This is a genomic window from Halovibrio salipaludis (genome assembly GCF_002286965.1).
GTDB classification, from domain to species: domain Bacteria; phylum Pseudomonadota; class Gammaproteobacteria; order Pseudomonadales; family Oleiphilaceae; genus Halospina; species Halospina salipaludis.
This window is the reverse complement of sequence record NZ_NSKD01000004.1, coordinates 84376-105742: the sequence shown is the minus strand read 5'-3', so window position 1 is coordinate 105742 and position 21367 is coordinate 84376. Positions and strand designations below refer to the sequence as shown.

19 protein-coding genes are annotated in these 21367 nt (G+C 65.1%); 3 read left to right on the top strand and 16 right to left on the bottom strand.

The features are described from left to right. Positions 1-55: 55 nt before the first annotated feature. On the top strand, positions 56-2563 hold the full coding sequence (gene plsB, locus CK501_RS10655) for a glycerol-3-phosphate 1-O-acyltransferase PlsB (protein ID WP_095617721.1): 2508 nt from the start codon (positions 56-58) through the stop codon (positions 2561-2563). A gap of 7 nt (positions 2564-2570) precedes the next feature. On the opposite strand, the gene CK501_RS10650 is transcribed toward plsB, so the two are convergent. The 6 genes from CK501_RS10650 to ppc form a co-directional block, all read right to left on the bottom strand. Further along, the gene (locus CK501_RS10650; RefSeq protein WP_198949483.1) at positions 2571-3356 is read right to left on the bottom strand and encodes a class I SAM-dependent methyltransferase; all 786 of its coding nucleotides are present in this window, start codon (positions 3354-3356) and stop codon (positions 2571-2573) included. Then, positions 3356-3673, bottom strand: a complete 318-nt coding sequence (locus tag CK501_RS10645; protein WP_095617719.1) for a hypothetical protein — start codon at positions 3671-3673, stop codon at positions 3356-3358. Before CK501_RS10645 ends, CK501_RS10650 begins: the two co-directional genes overlap by 1 nt. 71 nt (positions 3674-3744) lie before the next feature. Next, a complete protein-coding gene (gene tsaB / locus CK501_RS10640; RefSeq protein ID WP_198949482.1) occupies positions 3745-4443 on the bottom strand; it encodes a tRNA (adenosine(37)-N6)-threonylcarbamoyltransferase complex dimerization subunit type 1 TsaB in 699 nt (232 codons plus the stop codon). After that, positions 4443-5099 carry an adenylate kinase gene (gene adk / locus CK501_RS10635; protein ID WP_095617718.1) on the bottom strand — a complete coding sequence of 219 codons (657 nt, stop codon included), beginning with the start codon at positions 5097-5099 and terminating at the stop codon, positions 4443-4445. The genes tsaB and adk overlap by 1 nt, the downstream gene beginning before the upstream one ends. 94 nt (positions 5100-5193) lie before the next feature. Further along, positions 5194-6108 carry an HDOD domain-containing protein gene (locus CK501_RS10630; protein WP_095617717.1) on the bottom strand — a complete coding sequence of 305 codons (915 nt, stop codon included), beginning with the start codon at positions 6106-6108 and terminating at the stop codon, positions 5194-5196. 15 nt (positions 6109-6123) lie between these two features. After that, positions 6124-8760 (bottom strand): phosphoenolpyruvate carboxylase, encoded by a 2637-nt coding sequence (ppc, locus tag CK501_RS10625; RefSeq protein WP_095617716.1) that lies wholly within the window; start codon positions 8758-8760, stop codon positions 6124-6126. A 106-nt stretch (positions 8761-8866) separates the two neighbouring features. Here ppc and CK501_RS10620 point away from each other — a divergent pair, with 106 nt between their 5' ends. After that, complete coding sequence (locus CK501_RS10620; protein ID WP_095617715.1) at positions 8867-9079, top strand: hypothetical protein; 213 nt, start codon at positions 8867-8869, stop codon at positions 9077-9079. A 15-nt stretch (positions 9080-9094) separates the two neighbouring features. Here CK501_RS10620 and CK501_RS10615 read toward each other — a convergent pair whose 3' ends face one another. The 5 genes from CK501_RS10615 to cysM form a co-directional block, all read right to left on the bottom strand. Continuing rightward, positions 9095-9436, bottom strand: a complete 342-nt coding sequence (locus tag CK501_RS10615; RefSeq protein ID WP_095617714.1) for a pilin assembly protein — start codon at positions 9434-9436, stop codon at positions 9095-9097. 109 nt (positions 9437-9545) lie between these two features. Beyond that, positions 9546-10394, bottom strand: coding sequence for a nucleoside triphosphate pyrophosphohydrolase (gene mazG, locus CK501_RS10610; RefSeq protein WP_095617713.1), 849 nt, complete (start codon positions 10392-10394; stop codon positions 9546-9548). A gap of 13 nt (positions 10395-10407) precedes the next feature. Further along, complete coding sequence (gene relA, locus CK501_RS10605; protein ID WP_095617712.1) at positions 10408-12648, bottom strand: GTP diphosphokinase; 2241 nt, start codon at positions 12646-12648, stop codon at positions 10408-10410. After that, the gene (gene rlmD / locus CK501_RS10600; RefSeq protein WP_095617711.1) at positions 12648-13997 is read right to left on the bottom strand and encodes a 23S rRNA (uracil(1939)-C(5))-methyltransferase RlmD; all 1350 of its coding nucleotides are present in this window, start codon (positions 13995-13997) and stop codon (positions 12648-12650) included. Before rlmD ends, relA begins: the two co-directional genes overlap by 1 nt. Before the next feature lie 48 nt (positions 13998-14045). Beyond that, positions 14046-14939 carry a cysteine synthase CysM gene (cysM, locus tag CK501_RS10595; protein WP_095617710.1) on the bottom strand — a complete coding sequence of 298 codons (894 nt, stop codon included), beginning with the start codon at positions 14937-14939 and terminating at the stop codon, positions 14046-14048. A gap of 140 nt (positions 14940-15079) precedes the next feature. Between cysM and CK501_RS10590 the strand changes: the two genes are divergently transcribed. After that, entirely contained in the window at positions 15080-17926 is a 2847-nt protein-coding gene (locus CK501_RS10590) for a response regulator (RefSeq protein ID WP_095617709.1), read from the top strand. On the opposite strand, the gene pdxJ is transcribed toward CK501_RS10590, so the two are convergent. The 5 genes from pdxJ to CK501_RS10565 are packed head-to-tail and all read right to left on the bottom strand — an operon-like array spanning position 17906 to position 21357. Beyond that, positions 17906-18661, bottom strand: a complete 756-nt coding sequence (gene pdxJ, locus CK501_RS10585) for a pyridoxine 5'-phosphate synthase (protein WP_095617708.1) — start codon at positions 18659-18661, stop codon at positions 17906-17908. The two genes, CK501_RS10590 and pdxJ, sit on opposite strands and share 21 nt — an antisense overlap. Beyond that, positions 18658-19377, bottom strand: a complete 720-nt coding sequence (gene recO, locus CK501_RS10580) for a DNA repair protein RecO (RefSeq protein ID WP_095617707.1) — start codon at positions 19375-19377, stop codon at positions 18658-18660. Before recO ends, pdxJ begins: the two co-directional genes overlap by 4 nt. Positions 19378-19380: 3 nt before the next feature. Then, positions 19381-20289 carry a GTPase Era gene (gene era, locus CK501_RS10575; protein ID WP_095617706.1) on the bottom strand — a complete coding sequence of 303 codons (909 nt, stop codon included), beginning with the start codon at positions 20287-20289 and terminating at the stop codon, positions 19381-19383. Continuing rightward, positions 20279-20980 carry a ribonuclease III gene (gene rnc, locus CK501_RS10570; protein ID WP_095617705.1) on the bottom strand — a complete coding sequence of 234 codons (702 nt, stop codon included), beginning with the start codon at positions 20978-20980 and terminating at the stop codon, positions 20279-20281. Before rnc ends, era begins: the two co-directional genes overlap by 11 nt. Further along, the gene (locus tag CK501_RS10565) at positions 20977-21357 is read right to left on the bottom strand and encodes a DUF4845 domain-containing protein (RefSeq protein WP_095617704.1); all 381 of its coding nucleotides are present in this window, start codon (positions 21355-21357) and stop codon (positions 20977-20979) included. Before CK501_RS10565 ends, rnc begins: the two co-directional genes overlap by 4 nt. Positions 21358-21367: the final 10 nt, after the last annotated feature.

Here is a 21367-nt window from a genome sequence, read left to right as displayed (position 1 = left end):
CCCGCGAGGCGTAAACTTGTCCCCGACTCGACCACGGACCCCGAACGGAGTAGGCATGGCGTTCCTGAAAGGCCCCGGAAACCTGATCCTGACCCTTCTGCGCAAACTCATCTACCTGTGGGTGCGCAGCCGTGTTCTGGGTGCCGACCGGGAGCAGCTCGGCCTGGATCCCGAAAAACCGGTCTGCTACGTGCTGCAGTACAGCTCTCTGTCGAGCCGGCTGGTGCTGGAAGAGGAACTCAAGCGCGCCGGTCTGCCCCGGGCCGAGCGACCGCTGCCTCTGGGCGAGGGCCTGAAGCATTCCTTCTTCTTTCTCTACCAGCGCCGGGGCGGTCTCCGCCGGCTCCGCCAGACACCGGTTCCCACGGAACGCTTCGAGGCCCTGGTCAGCCAGGGATGCCGTACCGGGAACGATGTCCAGATCGTCCCCGTTTCCCTGTTCTGGGGCCGTTCACCGGACAAGGAAAAGTCCCTGCTCAAGATCATGCTCTCGGACAGCTGGTCCGTCACCGGCCCACTGCAGAAGTTCTTCACCATCCTCATGCATGGCCGGAATCTGTTTGTCCAGTTCAACCGGCCGCTGTCACTCCAGGAAGCCGTCAGTGAAGCCCGCAGCGAGTCCGTGGCCCAGCGCAAGCTGGCGCGCATCCTGCGGGTGCACTTCCGGCGCGTCCGCCAGGCCGTGATCGGCCCCGACCTGTCCCACCGGCGCACACTGGTGAACTCACTGGTGCGCAGCCAGCCGGTGAAGGACGCCATCCGCGAGACGGCGGAGCACGAAGACATCCACCAGGCACGGGCGAAGGAGCGGGCTCTCAAGTACGCCCACGAGATCGCCTCGAACTTCTCGATGGTGACCATCCGCTTTCTCGAAGTTGTCCTGGGCTGGCTCTGGAACCGGCTCTACGACGGTATCCGGGTGAATAACATCGAAACCGCACAGGAAGCGGCGCGGGATAACGCCGTTGTCTATGTGCCCTGCCACCGCTCTCACATCGACTATCTGCTGCTGTCGTTCGTCCTCTACAAGAACGGCCTCATGCCGCCACACATCGCGGCGGGAATCAACCTGAACATGCCCATCGTGGGCCCGCTGCTGCGCCGGGGCGGGGCCTTTTTCATGCGCCGAAGCTTCCGCGACAACCCGCTGTATTCGGCCGTTTTCAATGAATACATGCACGTGATGTTCACCCGCGGCTTCTCGGTGGAATACTTCGTGGAAGGCGGGCGCAGCCGCACCGGTCGTACCCTGCAGCCGCGCCCGGGCATGCTGTCGATGACGGTCCGCAGCTTCCTGCGCGATCCGCGCAAGCCCATCGTGTTCGTACCGGTCTACTTCGGCTATGAAAAGGTGCTGGAAGGCCGTTCCTACCTGGGCGAGCTCCAGGGCACCCAGAAGAAAAAGGAAGGGCTCCTGGGCCTGATCAGCTCGGTACGCAACCTGCGGCGTTCCTTCGGCCAGGTGTCGGTCAACTTCGGTGAACCCATTGAACTGGCCGGCGTTCTGGACGAAAAGCAGCCGCAGTGGCGTGAGCAGGCGTATGACGAGGAATCCCGCCCTGAGTGGCTGCCGGACGTGGTCAACACCCTGGCCCGGCGCACCGTGACGAACATCAACGAAGCGGCGGCGCTGAACCCGGTCAACCTGCTGGCCACCGTCATGCTGGCGACCGACCGCCTGGCCATGGACGAACAGCTGCTGGCCCGGCTGATGGAGGACCTGTGCAACCTGCTCCACAAGCAGCCCTACAGCGATCGCATGACCTTCCCTGAAGGCTCCGGTGAGGACTGGATCGCCTACAACGAGGCCATGGGGCTGATCGTCCGGCGCAAGCAGAAGCTGGGCGACATCATCATGCTCGAGGGGCGGCACGCGGTTCTGATGACCTACTACCGCAACAACGTCCAGCACCTGTTCGCGATTCCCGCACTGCTGGCCAGCCTGTTCCAGAACAACAGCTCCCTGGAGCGTGAACGCCTGGTGTTCCTGGCGCGCGCCATCTATCCCTACATCCAGTCCGAGCTCTTCCTGCGCTGGCCCACGGAGAGCATCGACGGCGTGCTGGACACCTGGATCGACCGGCTGGTGGAGGAAGGGCTTCTCATCAGTGAAGGCAGCCTCCTGCACCGGCCGGAACCCGGCACGGCGGATGCCGTCCGGCTCGGGGTGCTCTCCAACGGCATGATCCAGACCCTGCAGCGCTACTACCTGAGCATCGCCATACTGCAGCGCTTCGGGCCCAACACCCTGACACCGGAAGAGCTGGAGGAACAGTCCACGCTGCTGGCCGAGCGGGTATCCGTGCTGTTCGGGCTGAGCGCGCCGGAATTCTTCGACAAGACCCTGTTCCGCAACTTCATTGCCAACCTGCGGACCAACGGCATCCTGACCACGGATGAGGATGGCCGGCTGGCCTGGCGCTCGGGGCTGGAGGAAGTGGCTGAAGAGGCCCGCCTGGTGCTGAGCTCGGAGCTGCGCCAGTCGATCCTCCAGGTGACGAATGTCAGTGTACCCATGCCGGGCGTCAAAAGCGCGGATCTTCCCGAAACGGGCCAGTCCTGACGGCTTGCTATGGAAGGGCCCGGCGGCTGTAGACGTCAAACCGGCTGCTGCGGCCCTCAACTGAGGTGGCGGGTTCCGGCCCGGGCAGCGGGTCCGCCCGGCGCGGGCGCTTGACCACCACACGGTGGCGCGCGGCGGTCAGGCCCGTCTCCAGCAGTACAGCGGCATCCCCGTCATCACCGACCACGCTCCTGGCCAGCTGCATTTCCTTGCGCACCGCGGCACTGTTGCGCTTCTCCGGAAACATCGGATCCAGGTAGACCACATCCACGGCCTCGGGATGGTCCGCAAGCCAGCGGGTGGCGTCACCACGTTCCAGCTGCATGCGCGCGAGTCGATCCGACAGCGCCGGTTCCTGTGCGGCCCGGGCCATGCCATCCGCAAGCAGCTCGGCGATCACCGGGGAGCGTTCGAACAGCATCAGCTCACAGTCGAAACCGGCCAATACCAGCGCATCCTCCCCCAGCCCGGCGGTGGCATCCAGGATCCGGAGCGGCCTTGAAGCCCGCCCCACGCCGATGGCCTTGACCAGCAGTTCGGCACCGCCCTGGCGGCGGCGATGACCGCTGCGCCCGTGCACCCAGTCCACCCGCACCGGGCCAGGCGCTTTCTTTCCGGTTGCCTGAAGACTGACGCCCTCACCGGAAACCAGCACCAGCAACGCGGGGCTGGCCACTTTCGCCGGTCTGTCCACCGGTTCGGGCAGACACTCGAGCCCCAGCCGCTGCGCCACTTCGGCCGCAACCGGGAGCCATTCCGGCCCGGCAGCCGCCACCTGAAGCTCAGCCACCATCAGATCCGGATGTCCACGCCGACCAGCTCCACGTCCTCTGCCACGGCGGCACTGCCGATACGATCATAGGCGCTGAGTGCTTCCTGATTCCGGAGAGGGAGACTGTCGGTATCCGGACTGCGGCGGGGACGCACAACCTCCGGCTCGGCCACGGCCTCAGCACGCCGGGTGCGCGCCTGACCGCTGTCCTCGCGGGGGGCACTGCGGGCATCATTGAGAGGCTCCGCGCGGGGTGCTTCCCGCCCCGGGGCGTCAGGCCGCCGTGCCGGATCCGGTGCGACCGGCAGGGGGCTGTTTCCGGAGATACCACCGACCATTGGATCAATGCCCGTCAGAATCGAAAAAAGGGGAACCGGGTAACAGTATAATCACTGATCGCCCACTCTGCTCAGGCGCTGGTCTGCCAGGCCACATCGTCCCGCAGGTAGACCGGCTGGACCGCCTCTGCCCCAACCCATTCGCCCTGGTGAAGCAGGGTCTCAGCCAGGCGGGCAATCGCACCGGCTTCCGGCATCACGTCGGGCATGATCGCCTCCACGCGCGCAAGCACGGGTTCCGGGATGGCTTCCCGCAGTAGCCAGCCATCACCCACGCCCAGGCAGACACCGGTCGTCTCAGGCAGCGACAGGGCCGCGGGAGAAACCAGTGAATCGGGCAGCAGCGGCTCCACCGCAGCCTCCGGCGTCACCCGATAGAGCCCCCAGTAGAGCTCCCCCATACGGGCATCCCGGGCCACGGCGACCTCTGCGGGTGCGTCCAGCCGCCCATGCACGGCATGGGCCATGGCCCGCAGTGACGACACCGGCACCACCGGCAACTGGAGCCCGAAAGCCAGCCCCTGAACCAGCCCGGCGGTCACCCTCAGGCCCGTGAACGAGCCCGGGCCGGCACCGAAGGCCAGTGCATCCAGATCCCCCAGCCGCAGCCCGGCCTGAGCCAGAAGTCCATTGACCATGGGCTCCAGACGGCGGGTGTGGGACCGGGGTTCATCGCTGTAATCGGTGAGCACGCTGCCCCCGTCAAGGAGGGCAACGGAGCCCCGGCCAGCACTGGTATCCACAGCGAGCAGCCGGGTCATGGCAGGCATCAGCCCTTCAGGGTGGAAATGATCCGGTCACGGATGGACTCGGTGGAACCCACACCCTCGATCCGGACATAGCGGGGGGCATTACCCGGGTTCTTCGCTTCCAGATCCTGATAGAACTTCACCAGCGGTTCGGTCTCTTCACGATAGACCTGGAGACGCTTGCGTACCGTTTCTTCCTTGTCGTCCTCACGCTGGATCAGGGGCTCACCCGTCTCGTCGTCCTTGCCATCCTCTTTCGGCGGCATGTGCTTGACGTGGTAGACGCGGCCGCTGGGCTCATGGATCCGGCGACCGGAGAGACGCTCAACAATCTCTTCGTCGTCCACCGAGATCTCGACCACGTAGTCGATCTTGATGCCCTGCTCCTGGAGTGATTCCGCCTGGGGAATCGTCCGGGGCACGCCATCCAGCAGATAGCCGTTCTTACAGTCGTCCTCAGCAATGCGCTCTTTCAGCATACCGATGATCAGGTCATCGGAGACCAGCTGACCCGCGTTCATCACCTCTTCCGCCTTCTTGCCCAGCTCGGTGCCGGACTTAACGTGGGCACGGAGCATGTCGCCCGTGGAGATCTGGGGAATACCGAAAGCTTCGGTGAGGTACGCAGCCTGGGTTCCTTTTCCGGCTCCCGGCGGGCCGAGCAGAATGATACGCATACTGATTGCTCCCATTGGCTTGCAGCCCCCTGAACAGGGACAGGCACATTAAAAATCGAAGGCTCATTATACGTGGCAGACCGTATGTAGCAAATCAGGCAGCAAGGCCGCGGGCAAGCTCCTCGATTTCAGCGCTCACCTGGTCGATGGTGCTCCCGAGCGACTCGATGGCCGTCTGATCCAACCCCAGGGCACGGGCTGCCTCTGCGGGATCGGATCCACTGCTGCCATCACCAATGCCACGTTCCTTCAGAAGCCCGTTGGCAAGCTGAACACAGTGTACGTAGGCATCGTGCTGGCCCTGATAGTCCGGGGTCTCATGCATGCCGGCAACCGTCACCACCGGGGCGGGCATTTCCCAGAGGTGCAGCAGAAGTCCGCCGGCACTGGCATGGCCAACGCGCAGCGGTGTGCCCTCGTCCTGCCCGTTGCTGTGGAACACCCGGGTTTCCAGCTCCGTCAGCGGCACATCCGGCTCCGCCTCGCGGGCCTCACGGAGCTGACGGAAATCCTCCGGAAACAGGTGCCCGATCAGCAGCAGACCCAGGTTGTGCAGGAGCCCACACAGGTAGGCCAGTTCCGGGTCCGGTCGCCCCGGGACATCACGGGGAATGCTGCGGGCGATCGACAGGCAAAGGCGCGCGCAGTGCAGCGAATGGTGCCAGAAGGCCTCCAGCCCCAGAGGGCCTGAACGCGGCAGCTCAAAACTGCGTGAGGCCGCGATGCCCACCGCCAGGTGAGTGACACGGTCAAACCCGAGCACCCGCGTTACCGCCTCCTGGACGCTGTGCAGCTCCCCCCGGTAGTTGAAGAGAGCGGAGCGGGCGTAACGCAGGACCTGGGCGGCCAGGCTGGGGTCGCGCTCGATCACGCCCGCCAGGTCGGCGGCCGTTGTTTCAGGTGCGGCCGTCATCTGCATGACCCGCAACGCAATAGCCGGCATGGGCGGCAGTCGGTAAAGCTGCTGAACCCTTGCCGCCAGTGCGTCCATATCCGGCTGTTCCGTCATCCGTTCTCCCCTGCCTCAGCCGGTATTGCGCATACCGGCCGCAATCCCGGCCATGGTCACCTTCATGGCCTTCTCGACGTTCTCCGGAACCCGCCCGGCTGCATCCCGGTCGCGCTGCAGCAGCTCCGCCTGCAGATAATGGAGTGGGTCCGTATAGGTGTTGCGGACCCTCATTGAATGGGCGAAGTCCGGCTGCTGGGTCAGCAGCTCCTCCTGCCCCTTCAGCCGGTTCACATGCTGGACACACCCGCGCAGGCGTTCACGCAGTGTCTCACCCAGGGGGCGCAGATCCGGTTCCACAAGCTTCTGCTCATAATAGCTGACAATCCGCAGGTCCGCCTTGGCAAGAACCATCTCCAGCATGTCGATATGGGTGCGGAAGAAAGGCCAGTCCCGGGTCATCTCATTCAGGAGGGGCTCATGCCCGTTCTCCAGGGCCTGGCCCAGGGCCGCATCACTGCCCAGCCAGGCCGGCAGCATCAGGCGCATCTGGGTCCAGGCGAAAATCCAGGGGATCGCCCTGAGACTCTCCACGCCCCCTGTGGGCTTGCGCCGCGCCGGGCGGCTGCCCAGCGCCAGCTTGCCCAGTTCCTGCTCGGGGGTGGCCTGGCGGAAGTAGGTGACGAATTCATCCGTCTCGCGCACCAGACCACGATAGGAACGCACTGCTTCACCACTGAGCGTATGCATCATCTCGCGCCATTCCGGTTTCGGTTCCGGGGCCGGCGCCACTGTCGCCTCCAGCACCGCACTGGTGTACAGATTGAAGCTCCGCCGGGCCACACGCGGGAGGCCGAACTTGAAGCGGATCATCTCACCCTGCTCGGTCACCCTCAGGCTGCCGTTCACCGAGCCCGGCGGCTGCGAGAGGATGGCCCGGTTGGCAGGGCCGCCACCACGACCCACGGTGCCGCCACGACCGTGGAAGAGCGTCAGGTGCACACCGTAGTCCGAGGCCACCTGGGTCAGCGCTTCCTGGGCCTGGTACTGGGCCCAGGCCGCCATCATCTGCCCGGCATCCTTGGCCGAATCCGAGTACCCGATCATCACCTCCTGGGCGCCACCGGTGTACTCCCGATACCAGTCCAGCTCCAGCAGGGCCCTCAGTGCCTCCGGAGCATGGTCCAGATCCGCCAGGGTTTCGAACAGTGGCACGATGCGCATGGGATGATCCATGCCGGCCTCCCGCAGCAGCAGGATCACCGCCAGCACATCCGAGGGCTGGGCCGCCATGGAGATCACATAGGAACCCAGTGCTTCCGGCGGATGCTCGGCAATCACCCGGCAGGTATCCAGAACCTCCCGCGTTTCCTCCGAGGGCGCCCAGTTGCGTGGCACCAGGGGGCGGCGGCTCTCCAGTTCCCGGATCAGGAACTGCTGGCGCTCGGTCTCGTTCCACTGCGTGTAATCCCCCAGCCCCAGCCACTCGACGATTTCGCCAATGGCCGAGGCATGCCGGGAGGCTTCCTGGCGCACATCCAGGCGGATCAGCTCCAGCCCGAAACAGTGGGCGCGCCGCAGTGTGTCCAGAAGCGGCCCGCGCGCCACCGACTCCATGCCGCAGGCCACAAGGGAGTCGTAGCACAGCTGCAGGGGTTCGATCAGCTCGGCGGAATCCAGCATCACCTCCGGTGAGGGTTCAGTGCTTCCCCTGACCGCCTCTTCGGCCCAGTCCCGGGTCGCTCTCAGGCGGTCCCGAAGTTCCGAGAGCAGCGCCCGGTAGGGTTCGCGATGGCCCCCGACCCGTTCCTGCAATTCCGGGGAGGCCTCCCACATGGACAGCTCCGCCCGCAGATCCTGGAGATCGCGCAGGAACAGGTCCGCCGCCATCCAGCGGCTGAGCAGAAGCACCTCGCGGGTCACGGCGGCGGTGACGTTGGGGTTGCCGTCCCGGTCGCCCCCCATCCAGGAAGCCACCCGGATGGGGCTGGCCTCGATGGGCAGACCTTCCCCCGTCTGTTCCACCAGGGCGCCGTCCAGCTCCCGCAGGAAGTCGGGCAATGCCTGCCAGAGACTGTTCTCAACCACGGCAAAGCCCCAGCGGGCCTCGTCCACCGCGGTGGGCCGCTCGTAACGGATCTCGTCGGTATTCCAGGCCTGGGTGATGAGCTGGCGCAGGCGTCCCACCTCCCGCTCACGCTCCTCCGGCAGGAGGTCTTCACTGTCCAGGCGCTGGAGGCAGGCGGACATCTCATCGTATTTCATGATGAGGGTCCGGCGGGCCACTTCCGTGGGGTGGGCCGTCAGCACGAACTCCATGCGCATGTCCCGCACGCATTCGTGCAGCCGGGACGGTTCCACGCCCTGCTCGGCCAGGCGCGCCAGCGTCCCGTGCACCGATTCATCCGGCCCCTCCTCCCGGGGCTCACGCCGGCGCCGGATGCTGTGGTACTGCTCGGCCAGGTTGGCCAGGTTCAGGAACTGGTTGAAGGCCCGGGTAACAGGCACCAGCTGGTCGTCGGTCAGGCTTGCCAGGAGTTCGGCAAGGCGCTGCCCGGAGCCGCTTTCCTGCATACGGTCATCCTTGGCGGCCTGGCGTACTGCTTCCACCCGTTCATACCATTCGGGGCCGGGTTTCTCGCGGATGCAGTCGCCGAGGATCTCACCAAGAAGACGGATGTTTTCCCTGAGAGCGGGATGCAGTTCGGTCATGTAAGCAGGTCCCCTTTGCTGCGGGCAATACCGGTGGCTCCGTGCTAGGATGAAACCGGTTGAACCCCTTTAGTATGGCCCAACAGTACCGGAGCGACGCAAGACCATGAAAATCGCGGATCTGCCCAAACAGTGGGAATCCGGTGAACGCACACCGGAAGACGGCAAGCAGGAATACGAAGTGAACGTCACACTGGAGGATGCGGCACGGCTGCGTGCGCTGGCGGAGCTGTATCCGGACTATTCGGAAGAGGAACTGCTGCGGGATCTGCTCAACGCGGCCCTCTCCGATCTCCCGGAGCCGGGCCGCCAGAAGTAGCAGGAAGAGATGGCCTCACGCCACGCGTGAGGCGTCGCCCTTGAGCTGCTGCATGTACTTGCGGGAAAGGTTGAGGAAGCGGGGAGTCATGCCGGCGTCCTCGTAGATCTCGAACCCATCCTCGTCACGGGCAACAACACGGCTGCCCTCGCGGTACGGGAAGCACACCTCGAGATCCGTCAGGGCGGCGTTGATCAGGTCACGCAGCAGGGCTTCGCGGGACTTGAGAGGGTACTGCTTGGCAAGCGCCTCAAGCCGCTGTTCGCCTTCCTCCGGGAGCCGTACGGTCACCTGCTCCTCGGCCAGCCGGCCTCGGGCATGCTGCTCCCAGTGATTGACGAGTTGTCCAAGCCGCATATTACCTCCCCGTTGATGCCGCCTATTCAGACAATACTGTAGTCCATTCGGGCCCGGGAGGAGAGGGAATAACGGTAATGGATTGTACGTATACTGACCGCTCAGGGCCTCAGCTGCCTGCATCCGAGGCTTTTTTGGCCCTCTGCCAGGCCGCCTCCAGGGCATCGATATCCCGCCCCTTCAGCTTTTCACCCGCATCCTCCAGCTGTTCCTCCATGCACCGGAAGCGGCGCTCGAACTTGAGGTTGGCACGGCGCAGGGCCTGTTCGGCGTCAACGCCCAGAAAGCGGCTGAGGTTCACGGCCACGAACAGCAGATCCCCCAGCTCATCCTCCACCGCGTCCGTGTCCTCGGGGCCGGACTGTTCGTGCCAGGCCGTCCTGAGCTCATCCGCCTCCTCGTGGAGCTTGTCGAAGACCATGCCGGTCTCCGGCCAGTCGAAGCCCACCTTTGAGGCGCGCTTCTGAAGCTTGGCCGCACGCTGGAAGGCGGGTAGGCCGGGGGTCACGTCGTCCAGCGCGCTTGCAGGTGTTGCCTCTGCCCCCTGCTCCCGCTTCTCCTCGGCCTTGATGCGGTCCCAGTTCACGCGCACATCCGCTTCGGTCATGCCATCGGCGTCACCGGGATGGCTGTCCAGGGTGCCATCCGGAAAGATATGCGGATGGCGGCGGATCATCTTGCGGGTCACCCCATCCACCAGGTCACTGAACCCGAAGCGCCCCTCCTCCCGGGCCAGCTGGGCGTAGAACACCACCTGGAACAGCAGATCCCCCAGCTCATCCGGCAGGTGGTCGAAATCCCCGCGCTCAATGGCATCCGCCACCTCGTAGGTCTCCTCGATGGTGTGCGGCACTATGCTGCGGAAGTCCTGCTCCAGGTCCCAGGGGCAGCCCTGCTGCGGGTCCCGAAGGCGGGCCATCAGTGCCAGCAGACCCTCCATCGAATAGGTTCGGCTCATCGGGTCACTCCGGTCAGGCTTCACGGTGGCGGTGCACATCCATGACGTTGGGCAGCTGGCGGATGGAGGCCAGCAGGCGCGAGAGCTGGTCGATATCGCCGACTTCCACCGTCAGTGTCATGCTTGCCATATGACTGTCACTGTGGGACTGGGTCTGCATCGACAGCACATTGAGCTTGCGGTTGGCCAGCACCGAGGTGATGTCGTTCAGAAGCCCCGCCCGGTCATAGGCCTCGATATCGATGGTCACCGGGTAGCGAGCTTCGGGCTCCGGACCCCAGTCCACCTCAATGATGCGGCTGGCCTCCTGCTCGCGAAGCTGCAGCAGGTTCATGCAGTCATCCCGGTGGACGGTCACGCCACGGCCAACAGTGATGTAGCCGACGATGGGGTCTCCGGGCACCGGGCTGCAGCATTGGGCAATGGTGGTCTTGAGATTGCCCACGCCCTGGATGTGGATGTCCGGGTCCTTCCTTGCCTTGTCACTGCGCCCGCGCGCGAACCGGAAATCCAGCTGGCGATCGGCCGGCTCCAGGATCCGCTGGGCCGCCTTGACCGCCTGGGCCGGCTTGAGGTCCCCGGCTCCGATGGCGGCATACATGTCGCTGGCCGAGCTGTAGTTGACCTTCCGGGCCAGGGCGTCGAGATCGAGATCCCGCAGCGAGAGGCGGCCAAGCTCGTCCTCCAGAACCGCCTTTCCGTCGGCGATGTTCTGTTCCCGGTCCTGCATCTTGAACCAGTGGGTCACCTTGGCGCGGGCCCGCGAGGTCTGGATGTAGCCCAGCCCGGGATTGAGCCAGTCACGGCTGGGCGCGGCCTCGCTGCCTCGCAGGATGCTCACCTGGTCCCCGGTCCGCAGCGTATGGGTCAGCGGTACGATGCGGCCGTTGACCTTGGCACCGCGGCAGGCATGGCCCACCTCGGTGTGGATCTTGTAGGCGAAATCCAGTGGCGTCGCCCCACGGGGCATGTCCACCACGTGGCCCTCGGGGGTGAAGACATAGATACGGTCGCCGCCCACGTCACTGCGCAGCTGCTCCACCAGGTTGCCACTCTCGCCCAGATCCTCCTGCCATTCGATGACCTGGCGCAGCCAGTTGATCTTGGCCTCATAGGCCGCCTCCGAACCGCCGTTGTCGGTGCCCTTGTAGCGCCAGTGGGCACACACGCCCAGCTCCGCGTCCTCGTGCATGTCATGGGTACGGATCTGCACCTCCATGGTCTTGCCCTCGGGCCCCACCACGGCCGTGTGCAGGGACTGGTAGCCGTTCTCCTTGGGATTGGCGATGTAGTCATCGAACTCATGGGGAATATGGCGCCAGAGCCCGTGCACCACCCCGATCGCGGCATAGCAGTCACGCACTTCCGGCACCAGGACACGCAGCGCCCGGATGTCGTAGACCTCCGAGAAATCAATGCCCTTGCGGCGCATCTTCCGCCAGATGCTGTAGATGTGCTTGGCGCGCCCCGCCACCTCGGCCTGGATGTCCGACTCCGCCAGGGCGCCCCTGAGAATCTCGGCCACGCGTTTGACATAGGCGTCCCGGTCAACGCGCTTCTCGTCCAGAAGCTTGGCGATTTTCTTGTAGGCGGATTCGTGCAGATAGCGGAAGGACAGGTCCTCCAGCTCCCACTTGATGTGCCCGATGCCCAGCCGGTGGGCCAGGGGCGCATAGATGTCGAACACCTCACGCGCCACGCGCAGGCGTTTCTCCGGCGGGGCGTCCTTGACCGCACGGATGGCGCAGGTACGCTCCGCCAGCTTGATCAGGGCCACGCGCACATCGTCGACCATGGTCACCAGCATGCGGCGGACATTGTCCTGCTGTCCCTGGGCCTGCCCCAGTACATTGCCCTTGAGCGGCCGGTGAAGGGTGGATATGGCGGCCATCTGGACCACGCCATCAATCAGCTGTGCGATGGCATCACCGAACTCGGAGCGCACCGCCTCCAGCGTCATGCGCTCCTCGCGCACCGCCCGGTACAGCACCGCCGCAACCAGGGTTTCCTGGTCCAGGCGCAGCTCGGTCAGGATCTGGGCCATCTCGAGCCCGGTCAGGAAACTGCTGGCCCCGGGTGCCCACTGCCGGTCCTCGCGCACGGCCTTACGGTCTATGGCGAGACTGCGCCGGCAGGCGCGGATCAGTGTTTCACGTTCCTCCAGCGGGTGCTGGGCGTCAATGTGGTCGACCCAGGCACCGATATCCACGCCGCCATCCGCCGTGCTGGCGTAGTTTTCACGGACCTTCACCATCAGTGTGACTCCCGCTCGAACAGGGCCATGGACTCGACATGGGCGGTATGCGGGAACATGTCCATGATCCCCGCCCGCACCAGCCGGTAGCCATTGGCCACCAGAATACCGGCGTCCCGGGCCAGGGTCGCCGGATTGCATGACACATAGACAATGCGCTCCACACCGGCTCCGGAAAGATGACGCACCACGTCTTCCGCACCGGAGCGCGGCGGGTCAATCAGTACCCGGTCAAACCCTTCCGCGGCCCAGGGCTCCGCCGTGAAATCCTGCTGCAGATCCGTGGCCCGGAAGGTGACGTTGCCCAGACCGTTACGCTCGGCGTTCTCACGGCCGCGCTGGACCAGCGCCTCCTCACCCTCGACACCAACCACTTCGCCGGCCTGGCGCGCCAGCGGCAGCGAGAAGTTGCCCAGACCGCAGAACAGGTCCAGCACCCGGTGATGGGGCTCCGGCGCCAGCCATGCCAGTGCCTGGCTGACCATGCGCTGGTTGATGTCCGCGTTCACCTGGGTGAAATCCATGGGATGGAAGCCCAGCGTCAGATCCCATTCCGGAAGCTGGTAGAACAGCCGGTCAGGCCCGTTACCCGGCTCGGGCCAGAGGCGGTGCACGGTATCCGGCCCCTTGGGCTGGAGATAGATCTGCAGGTCATGGGTCCGGCCGAATTCACAGAGAGTGGCTTCGTCCTCCGGTGTCAGAGGCTCCAGGTGACGCAGGACAAGGGCCGCCTCTTCATCACCACAGGCCACTTCGATCTGGGCCAGCCGGTTGTAGACCGAAAGCCCGGCAATCAGTTCCTTCAGGGCCTCGATGCGCTGACCCACACGGGGATCGAGCACCGCGCAGTCGTTGATGGCGGTAATAAAACTGCTGCCCTTCTCACGGAAACCCACCAGGACTTCGCCGCGCTTGGTCACGTAGCGCACGCCCAGGCGCGCCTTACGGCGGTACCCCAGGGTTTCGCCGGTCAGCGGCTCAGCCCACTGCTCCGGTTCGATTCCCCCGAAGTGGGCGAACTGTTCGGCCAGCGTTTCCGCCTTGAGCCGGACCTGCGCCGCCGGTGCCAGGTGCTGCAGGCTGCAGCCGCCACACAGATCCGCGTGCGGGCACGGTGGCGTTACCCGGTCGGGGCCGGGATTGGCTTCAACCTCCAGCGTACGCAGGGCATCGAAACGCCGGCGGCGGTCCAGGAAGCGTGCCTGCACCTGTTCCCCCGGCAGCGCTCCGGCCACGAACGCCGCCTTGCCCTCAATGCGCCCAACGCCACGTCCATCGTGGCTGAGGCTGTCGATTTCGATGCTCACCGGTTCTGCGGGGATGCGCGGACCTCGCCGGCGTCGGCTCATGCTGGACTACCCTGTTGATGGTCGATTTGCGGGGTGTGGGCCGATGGTCTACTGGCTGGAAAACACACCGGTGGACAGATAGCGGTCGCCCCGGTCGCAGATAATGGCGACGATGGTGGCGTTTTCAACCTCCTGGGAGAGACGGAGCGCACCGGCCACGCAGCCCCCGGAGGATACGCCGCAGAAGATGCCCTCCTTCGCGGCCAGGGCCCTCATGGTGTCCTCGGCCTCCTGCTGGCCCATTTCCATGGTCCGGTCCACGGCGCTGGCATTGAAGATCCCGGGCAGGTACTCCGGCGGCCAGCGGCGGATACCCGGAATGGCCGCGCCCTCCCCCGGTTGCAGCCCGATGATCTCGACGCCCGGGCTCTGCTCCCGGAAATACCGGGAACAGCCCATAATGGTACCGGTGGTCCCCATGGACGAGATGAAGTGGGTGATCCCTCCACTGGTATCCCGCCAGATCTCGGGCGCCGTGCCCTTGTAGTGCGACAGCGGATTGTCAGGGTTCGCGAACTGGTCCAGGATCAGGCCCTGTCCCTCGGCCGCCATCTGCTGCGCCGTGTCCCGCGCGCCCTCCATGCCGGCCTCGCGCGAGACGCTGATGATCTCGGCCCCGTAGGCGCGCATGGAGGCACGGCGTTCCTCACTCGCATTCTCCGGCATGATCAGGATCATGCGGTAGCCCTTGATGGCAGCCGCCATGGCCAGGGCGATCCCCGTATTACCGCTGGTGGCCTCGATCAGGGTATCCCCCGGCTTGATGTCACCGCGTTTTTCCGCCTCGCTGATCATGCTCAGCGCCGGCCTGTCCTTGACCGACCCGGCCGGGTTGTTGCCCTCAAGCTTCACCAGGATGGTGTTGCTGGTATTGCCCGGCAGGCGCTGGAGCCGCACCAGCGGCGTATTGCCCACATAATCCTCGATGGTTGCATAGGCCATGGCGGCGGAGACTCCTCAGGCTTGTGACACCGGCAACGCGTGCCGGCACACGCTTGTGTTAGATTGGCGCCCATGATACGCCGATCCGGAGCCGCGCCCAACCACTCCGGAGCCATCCACACGATGAAGCAGGATCACTGATGCGCCGCTGGGGCGTCCAGAAAAAGGTCTTCTTTCTGTCGCTGATCCCCACGATGGTGCTGATCGTGATCGTGGGGGTGTATTTCACCCACAGCTGGGTCAGCAATCTGTCGCGCATGCTCGAGGAACGGGGCATGTCGCTCAGCCGCCAGCTGGCTTCCGCCTCTGAGTACGGCGCCTTTACCGGCAACCGTAACCTGCTGTTCGGCATCGCCAGTTCCATGCTGGAAGAGGACGATGTCCGCGCCATCACCATCTATGACAGCGATGGGCGGAAGCTGGTACAGACCGGCCGCCGGGAGAGGCTGCAGCGCCAGGAACCGCTCCAGGACGTAACCAGCCCGAGATTCCGCACCGGCGAGGACGCGTCGCTCTTCACCGCCCCCATCTACCCCCAGGACCTCATGATTGACGGCCTGCTGGACATGGATCGACGCCGGAACGACGGCGCTGACAGCGAGCAGCCCCTGGGATGGGCGAGCGTGGAACTCTCCCATGCCACCACCCGCAAGGAGCAGTATGAGGCCCTGCTGGTAAGCCTGCTCCTGGTCGGGGGCGGCCTCTTCCTGAACACCCTGATCGCCATCCATCTGAGCCGCTCGGTCACTGACCCCATCCATGAACTCACCCGCGCTATCAACCGTCTGCGCGAGGGCAAGCTCGACACCCGGGTGGAGATGACGGCAGGACCGGAGCTGGAGGAACTGGCTTCCGGGCTCAATGCCATGGCCGGCAGCCTGCAGCAGGCGCGGGATGAGATGCAGCAGAATGTGGACCAGGCCACCGAGGATCTGCGCGAGACCCTGGAGACCATCGAGGTCCAGAACATCGAACTCGACCTGGCACGCAAGCAGGCCCTCGAGGCAAGCCGGATCAAGTCGGAGTTCCTGGCAAACATGAGCCATGAGATCCGGACCCCGCTCAACGGCATCATCGGCTTCACGGATCTGCTGCTGAAAGCCCCCGCCTCGGCCCAGCAGCGGGACCACCTCAACACCATCCGCAAGTCCTCGGAGATCCTGCTCACCATCATCAACGACATCCTGGACTTCTCCAAGATCGAGGCGGGCAAACTGGTTCTGGACCGGACGCCCTTCCACCTGCGCGAGACCGTGGAGGAGGTGCTGATCATGCTGGCACCGGCAGCCCACGAGAAGAACCTGGACCTGGCGCCCCTGATCTACACCGATGTCCCCGACGCCTTCATGGGGGACCCGCTGCGCATCAAGCAGGTGCTGACCAACCTGGTGAACAATGCCATCAAGTTCACCCAGCACGGCGAGGTGGTGGTGCGGGTGATGCTCGATGAGGATGCCCGGGACGACAACCGCATCCGGATCAGCATCACGGACACCGGTGTGGGCCTGTCCGAATCCCAGCAGGAAAGCATCTTCAATGCCTTCAGCCAGGCGGACGCCTCCACGGCGCGCCAGTACGGCGGCACCGGACTGGGCCTGGTGATCTCACACCGGCTGGTGGAGGAAATGGGCGGCGAAATCGGGGTCGATAGCGAGCTGGGCAGGGGCTCCAGCTTCTGGTTCAGCCTGCCTCTGGAGACCTCGGGCACAGCGGAAACGGCCCCGCCCCCTCCACTCAGCGGGGAATCGGTCCTCTACCTGGAATACCAGGAAACCACCGGGCTGGCGATCACCAACCTGCTGCGGGAATCCGGGGTAGCCGTTACCCACGCCTCCGACCCGCAGGAGGTGATTGCACAGGTCCAGTCCGCGCAGGCCGGCGGCCAGGGTTTCGCGCTGGTGATCCTGGGCGTGGCCCGCCACCTGCTGCATTCGAACCAGCACCGGGAACTGATCCGGAGCCTGGAATACGAGTGCGACTGCCGGGTGCTGCTGCTTACCCCCACGCTCAATGAGGACGCCAGCCCGCTGGTGAGCATGGCCTCGGCCCACATGACCAAGCCGGTGCGCCGCACCTTTTTCCAGCAGCGCCTGAGGCAGCTGATCCAGGGCACGGGCGATCTGTCAGAACAACCCCAAGCAGCGGCGCCAGCGCCCCTGCCCGCAGCCACCCCCCAGGAAACGAATGCCCGGGTTCTGGCAGTGGACGACAATGCGGCCAACCTCAAGCTTGTCACAACGCTGCTGCGGGAATTCAATCTCCATGTCGAGGACGTGGGCAGCGGCTATGAGGCCCTGCAACGCCTCCAGCAGGAAACCTTTGACCTGGTGCTGATGGACGTTCAGATGCCCGGCATGGATGGCACCGAGGCTACCACCCGCATACGCCGGCTCAACAACACCAACAGCCATGTACCGGTCATCGCTCTCACGGCCCACGCCCTGTCGGAAGAACGCGAACATCTCCTGGCTTCCGGTTTCGACGGCTATCTGACCAAACCCATCAACCCGTCACTGATTGCCCATGCGCTCCAGCGCCACCTGGGGCTGGACGTCCAGGCGGCCGAGGAGCAGGAGCACCACCCCCGGGAGCCGGAGGGGGTCAGGCCTTCGTCACGGGGCCGCCAGCACGCGGTGGTCGACCCCGAGGCCTGCCTGCAGATGGCCAATGGCAAGCCGGACCTGGCGGAAGAGATGCTGAGCATGCTGCTGGATCATGTCGAGGAGGACCGGACGGCTGTTGAGAGCCTGTACAACCAGGGGGACCAGGCCGCCCTGCTTGAACGGGTCCACCGGCTGCACGGGGCCACCCGCTACACCGGTGTCCCGGAGCTGGGCGACTGCGCGGCGGACCTGGAAACCCGCCTCAAGAAGGGCTCCGGAGGGATCGGCGACGCGGTGGAGCGCCTGCTTGCCGCCATGGACCGGCTGATGCGCTGGTGTGAGCAGACGCACTGGCACCAGCTGCTACACAGCGCCGACACCTGACGCCTGATCAATCAGCGCCCTCATGTCCCGGACCGCCTCCTTCATGCCAACCATCAGTGCCCGGGCCATGATGGCATGACCGATGTTGAGTTCGTGAATGCCCTCGAGCGCCGCGATGGCGGCCGTGTTGTGGTAGTGCAGGCCATGGCCGCCGTTGACGGTCAGCCCCTGCTCCCGGGCCAGGTCCACGCACTCCCGAAGCCGGCTCAGCTCCCGCTCCATCACCTCTGGCGTCTCCGCCAGCGCGTATTCGCCGGTATGCAGCTCAATGGCCGGCGCGCCACAGTCCGCCGCCGCCCGGATCTGGTCCGGATCGGCATCGATGAACAGTGAGACCTCCGTGCCCATCGCCGCCATGCGTTCGCAGGCGGCCCTGACCCGCCCGGGCTGGCCAGCCACATCCAGACCGCCCTCAGTGGTCAGCTCCTCGCGCTTCTCCGGCACGAAGCAGCAGTGCTCCGGGTGAATGGTTTCCGCGAACGCCAGCATGGCATCGGTCACGGCCATTTCCAGGTTCATGCGGGTGTTCAGGGTCTCGCTCAGGATCCGTACATCCCGGTCCTGGATGTGGCGACGATCCTCCCGGGGATGCACCGTGATGCCATCCGCCCCGGCTTCCTCCGCCAGCAGTGCGGCCTGGACCGGATCCGGATAACGCGTCCCCCGGGCCTCCCGGAGGGTTGCCACGTGATCCACGTTGACACCGAGCAGAACACGACGCGGCTGATGATTCATTCTGACCTCCCCTGACGCACGAAAAGACGGCGGCTGTGCAGTGGCCGCCCCTGTAGCAGATGATCCACAAGGCTGCGCATGAGCCGTTTGGCCACCTTCAGTACCGCCTGATTATCCAGCTCGTCGGCGGCCAGCGCCAGCAGGTACTCACCGCGGATGCCCCCGACAGACCCGTGGGCGTCCGCCAGCACGCCCTGGGCCGGATGGAATGCGTAGACACGATCGGACTGTACGGGCTCACCGGTATCCCCGGCCCGGTCCCAGCTGATGCCGTAACCCAGCTCCCCCGCCAGCCGGTACTCGAACCGCCGCAGCGTGGGTTCCAGCGCCGCACTGCCGGCCGCCAGCCGTTCGAGGGTATCGAGGTAGACGCTGAACAGGTCCGGGGCAGGATCCGCCTCGGTCAGCAGCCGCAACAGCAGTTCATTCAGATAGAAACCGCAGTAGAGGCGATCACCGGCCAGCGCCAGGGCCGGCGCCGTGGCCTCGGCATGGCGCAGCGTCCTGAGCGACTGACGGCCGGACCAGGAGATCCTCAGCGGCCGGAAGGGCTGGAGCTCCGCCTGCCACTGGCTCCGGGGCCGGGCGGCACCACGGGCCACAGCGCTGAAGTGGCCATGGTGCAGAGTGAAGAGGTCAACAATCAGGCTGGTTTCACCATAGGGGCGGCGATGCAGCACAAAGGCCGGATCCAGCTGCTGGCCGCGCTCGCTCACGGCTCAGCGCCCCTGGTCCCCATACCCCAGGGAACGCAGGGCGCGCTCATCATCAGCCCAGCCTTTGCGCACCTTGACCCAGAGACGCAGCATCACTTTCGACCCGAACAGGCTCTCCATATCAAGGCGGGATTCCTGGCCGATCTGGCGCAGGCGGCTGCCCTTGTCGCCGATGACGATCTTCTTCTGACCCTGACGCTCGACCAGGATGAGCCCATTGATGTGCAGCGTGTTCCCTTCCTGTTCGAAGGTCTCAATCTCCACCGCCATGGTGTACGGCAGCTCCGCCCCGAGCTGGCGGGTGATCTTCTCGCGGATCATCTCCGCGGCGAGGAAACGCGAGCTCCGGTTGGTCAGGTCGTCATCACCGAAGTGATGCGGCCCCTCCGGCAGGTGACTGCGGATGGCGCTTTCCAGCCGGTCCAGGTTGCGTGAGCGCAGCGCCGAGACCGGCACGATCTCGGTGAACGGGTACTGCTGGCTGAGCCATTCGATGTGCGGCAGCAGCTGGTCCGTGTCCGGCATCTGGTCGACCTTGTTGATCACCGCCAGTACCGGGCACTGAAGGTGGGAGAAGCGTTCCAGCACATTGGCGTCGCCCTCGTTCCACAGGTCCCGGTCGACCACGAACACCACCACATCCACGTCCCTCAGGGCCGTGGTCGCCTCCCGGTTCATATAGCGGTTGAGCGCCCTGGGTTCCTCAGTGTGCAGCCCAGGTGTATCCACGAACACCATCTGGTCCTGCTCCACCGTGTGTATTCCCAGGAGCTGGTAGCGGGTGGTCTGGGGCTTGCGCGAGGTGATGCTGAGCTTCTGGCCCAGCAGGTGATTCATCAGGGTCGACTTGCCCACATTGGGCCGCCCCAGGATGCCGACAAAACCACTGCGGGTGACCGGTTCATCCGTCATTGCTGCCTGCCTCCTGGTCGAGCTGCTCCAGCGCCAGCCTGGCCGCATCCTGTTCCGCGGCACGCCGGCTCCCACCCTGGCCACGGGTCGCCGCCGCCAGTATGGGCACAGTGCAGTTCACGTAGAAGGTCTGCTGATGCGCCTCGCCGCGCACCGTCTCCACCTCGTAGTTGGGCAGCGACTCGCGACGGGACTGGAGGAACTCCTGCAGGCGGGTCTTGGGGTCCTTCTGGGTATCCTGCAGGCTGAGCCGGTCAAGCCGGGGCCCGAACCAGGCCAGCAGGCGCTCCCGTGCATGCTCCAGGTCTGAATCCAGATAGATGCCGCCAACAATCGATTCGACAGCGTCAGCCAGAATCGACTCCCTCCGGAAACCACCGCTCTTGAGCTCCCCCGAGCCCAGGCGCAGGCAGTCACCCAGCTCGAACTCCAGCGCGATCTCGGCCAGCGTCGCCCCGCGCACCAGCCTTGCCCGCAGGCGGCTGAGCTGGCCTTCCCGGGCTTCCGGAAAGCGGTGAAAAAGGTACTGGGCCATGACCATGTTGAGGATGGAATCCCCAAGGAACTCAAGCCGCTCGTTGTTGTTGCCACCGTAGCTCCGGTGGGTCAGCGCCAGCCGGAGGTGTTCCACGTTACTGAAGTGGTACCCCAGTCGTTTCTGGAGCTGGTCGAGGCGTTCCTGCTCGGTCACGGCATCCTCAGTTCATGCTGGTGGTCGAATTGGATCACGGTGTCGATATTGCCCATGAACGGAGAGCGGACCTCATAGGAGAACTGCAGGCGCAGGCGCTCGCCATCACGCTCCATGTCGATCTCGTCCACATCCACGCCATCAATGTTCTCCATCTGAATACGCTTGCGGAGCAGTTCCCGCACATCCCCCACCGTTTCCGCATCGCGGTAGGGCCGGGAATCCTCCAGCGAGCCGATGATGCTGCTGAGCGTGAAGTCCTCGATATACACCGGCACCACGCGGACAACCACGGTCAGGAGAAAAACGCCGATCACGATGAACAGCATCATCGCGAGCATGGAAAAACCGTTCTGGTGTCTGACTGCTGGTTTCATAACGGATCTC

Excerpts from the sequence above, each read along its gene's own strand:
- CK501_RS10565 (WP_095617704.1), bottom strand. The coding sequence starts at position 21,357 with ATGAAACCAGCAGTCAGACACCAGAACGGTTTTTCCATGCTCGCGATG.
- CK501_RS10615 (WP_095617714.1), bottom strand. The coding sequence starts at position 9,436 with ATGCGGCTTGGACAACTCGTCAATCACTGGGAGCAGCATGCCCGAGGC.
- rlmD (WP_095617711.1), bottom strand. The coding sequence starts at position 13,997 with ATGAGCCGACGCCGGCGAGGTCCGCGCATCCCCGCAGAACCGGTGAGC.
- era (WP_095617706.1), bottom strand. The coding sequence starts at position 20,289 with ATGACGGATGAACCGGTCACCCGCAGTGGTTTTGTCGGCATCCTGGGG.
- adk (WP_095617718.1), bottom strand. The coding sequence starts at position 5,099 with ATGCGTATCATTCTGCTCGGCCCGCCGGGAGCCGGAAAAGGAACCCAG.
- relA (WP_095617712.1), bottom strand. The coding sequence starts at position 12,648 with ATGGTGAAGGTCCGTGAAAACTACGCCAGCACGGCGGATGGCGGCGTG.
- pdxJ (WP_095617708.1), bottom strand. The coding sequence starts at position 18,661 with ATGAATCATCAGCCGCGTCGTGTTCTGCTCGGTGTCAACGTGGATCAC.
- CK501_RS10650 (WP_198949483.1), bottom strand. The coding sequence starts at position 3,356 with ATGGTGGCTGAGCTTCAGGTGGCGGCTGCCGGGCCGGAATGGCTCCCG.
- CK501_RS10645 (WP_095617719.1), bottom strand. The coding sequence starts at position 3,673 with ATGGTCGGTGGTATCTCCGGAAACAGCCCCCTGCCGGTCGCACCGGAT.
- plsB (WP_095617721.1), top strand. The coding sequence starts at position 56 with ATGGCGTTCCTGAAAGGCCCCGGAAACCTGATCCTGACCCTTCTGCGC.
- tsaB (WP_198949482.1), bottom strand. The coding sequence starts at position 4,443 with ATGCCTGCCATGACCCGGCTGCTCGCTGTGGATACCAGTGCTGGCCGG.
- CK501_RS10590 (WP_095617709.1), top strand. The coding sequence starts at position 15,080 with ATGCGCCGCTGGGGCGTCCAGAAAAAGGTCTTCTTTCTGTCGCTGATC.
- cysM (WP_095617710.1), bottom strand. The coding sequence starts at position 14,939 with ATGGCCTATGCAACCATCGAGGATTATGTGGGCAATACGCCGCTGGTG.
- ppc (WP_095617716.1), bottom strand. The coding sequence starts at position 8,760 with ATGACCGAACTGCATCCCGCTCTCAGGGAAAACATCCGTCTTCTTGGT.
- CK501_RS10620 (WP_095617715.1), top strand. The coding sequence starts at position 8,867 with ATGAAAATCGCGGATCTGCCCAAACAGTGGGAATCCGGTGAACGCACA.
- mazG (WP_095617713.1), bottom strand. The coding sequence starts at position 10,394 with ATGAGCCGAACCTATTCGATGGAGGGTCTGCTGGCACTGATGGCCCGC.
- CK501_RS10630 (WP_095617717.1), bottom strand. The coding sequence starts at position 6,108 with ATGACGGAACAGCCGGATATGGACGCACTGGCGGCAAGGGTTCAGCAG.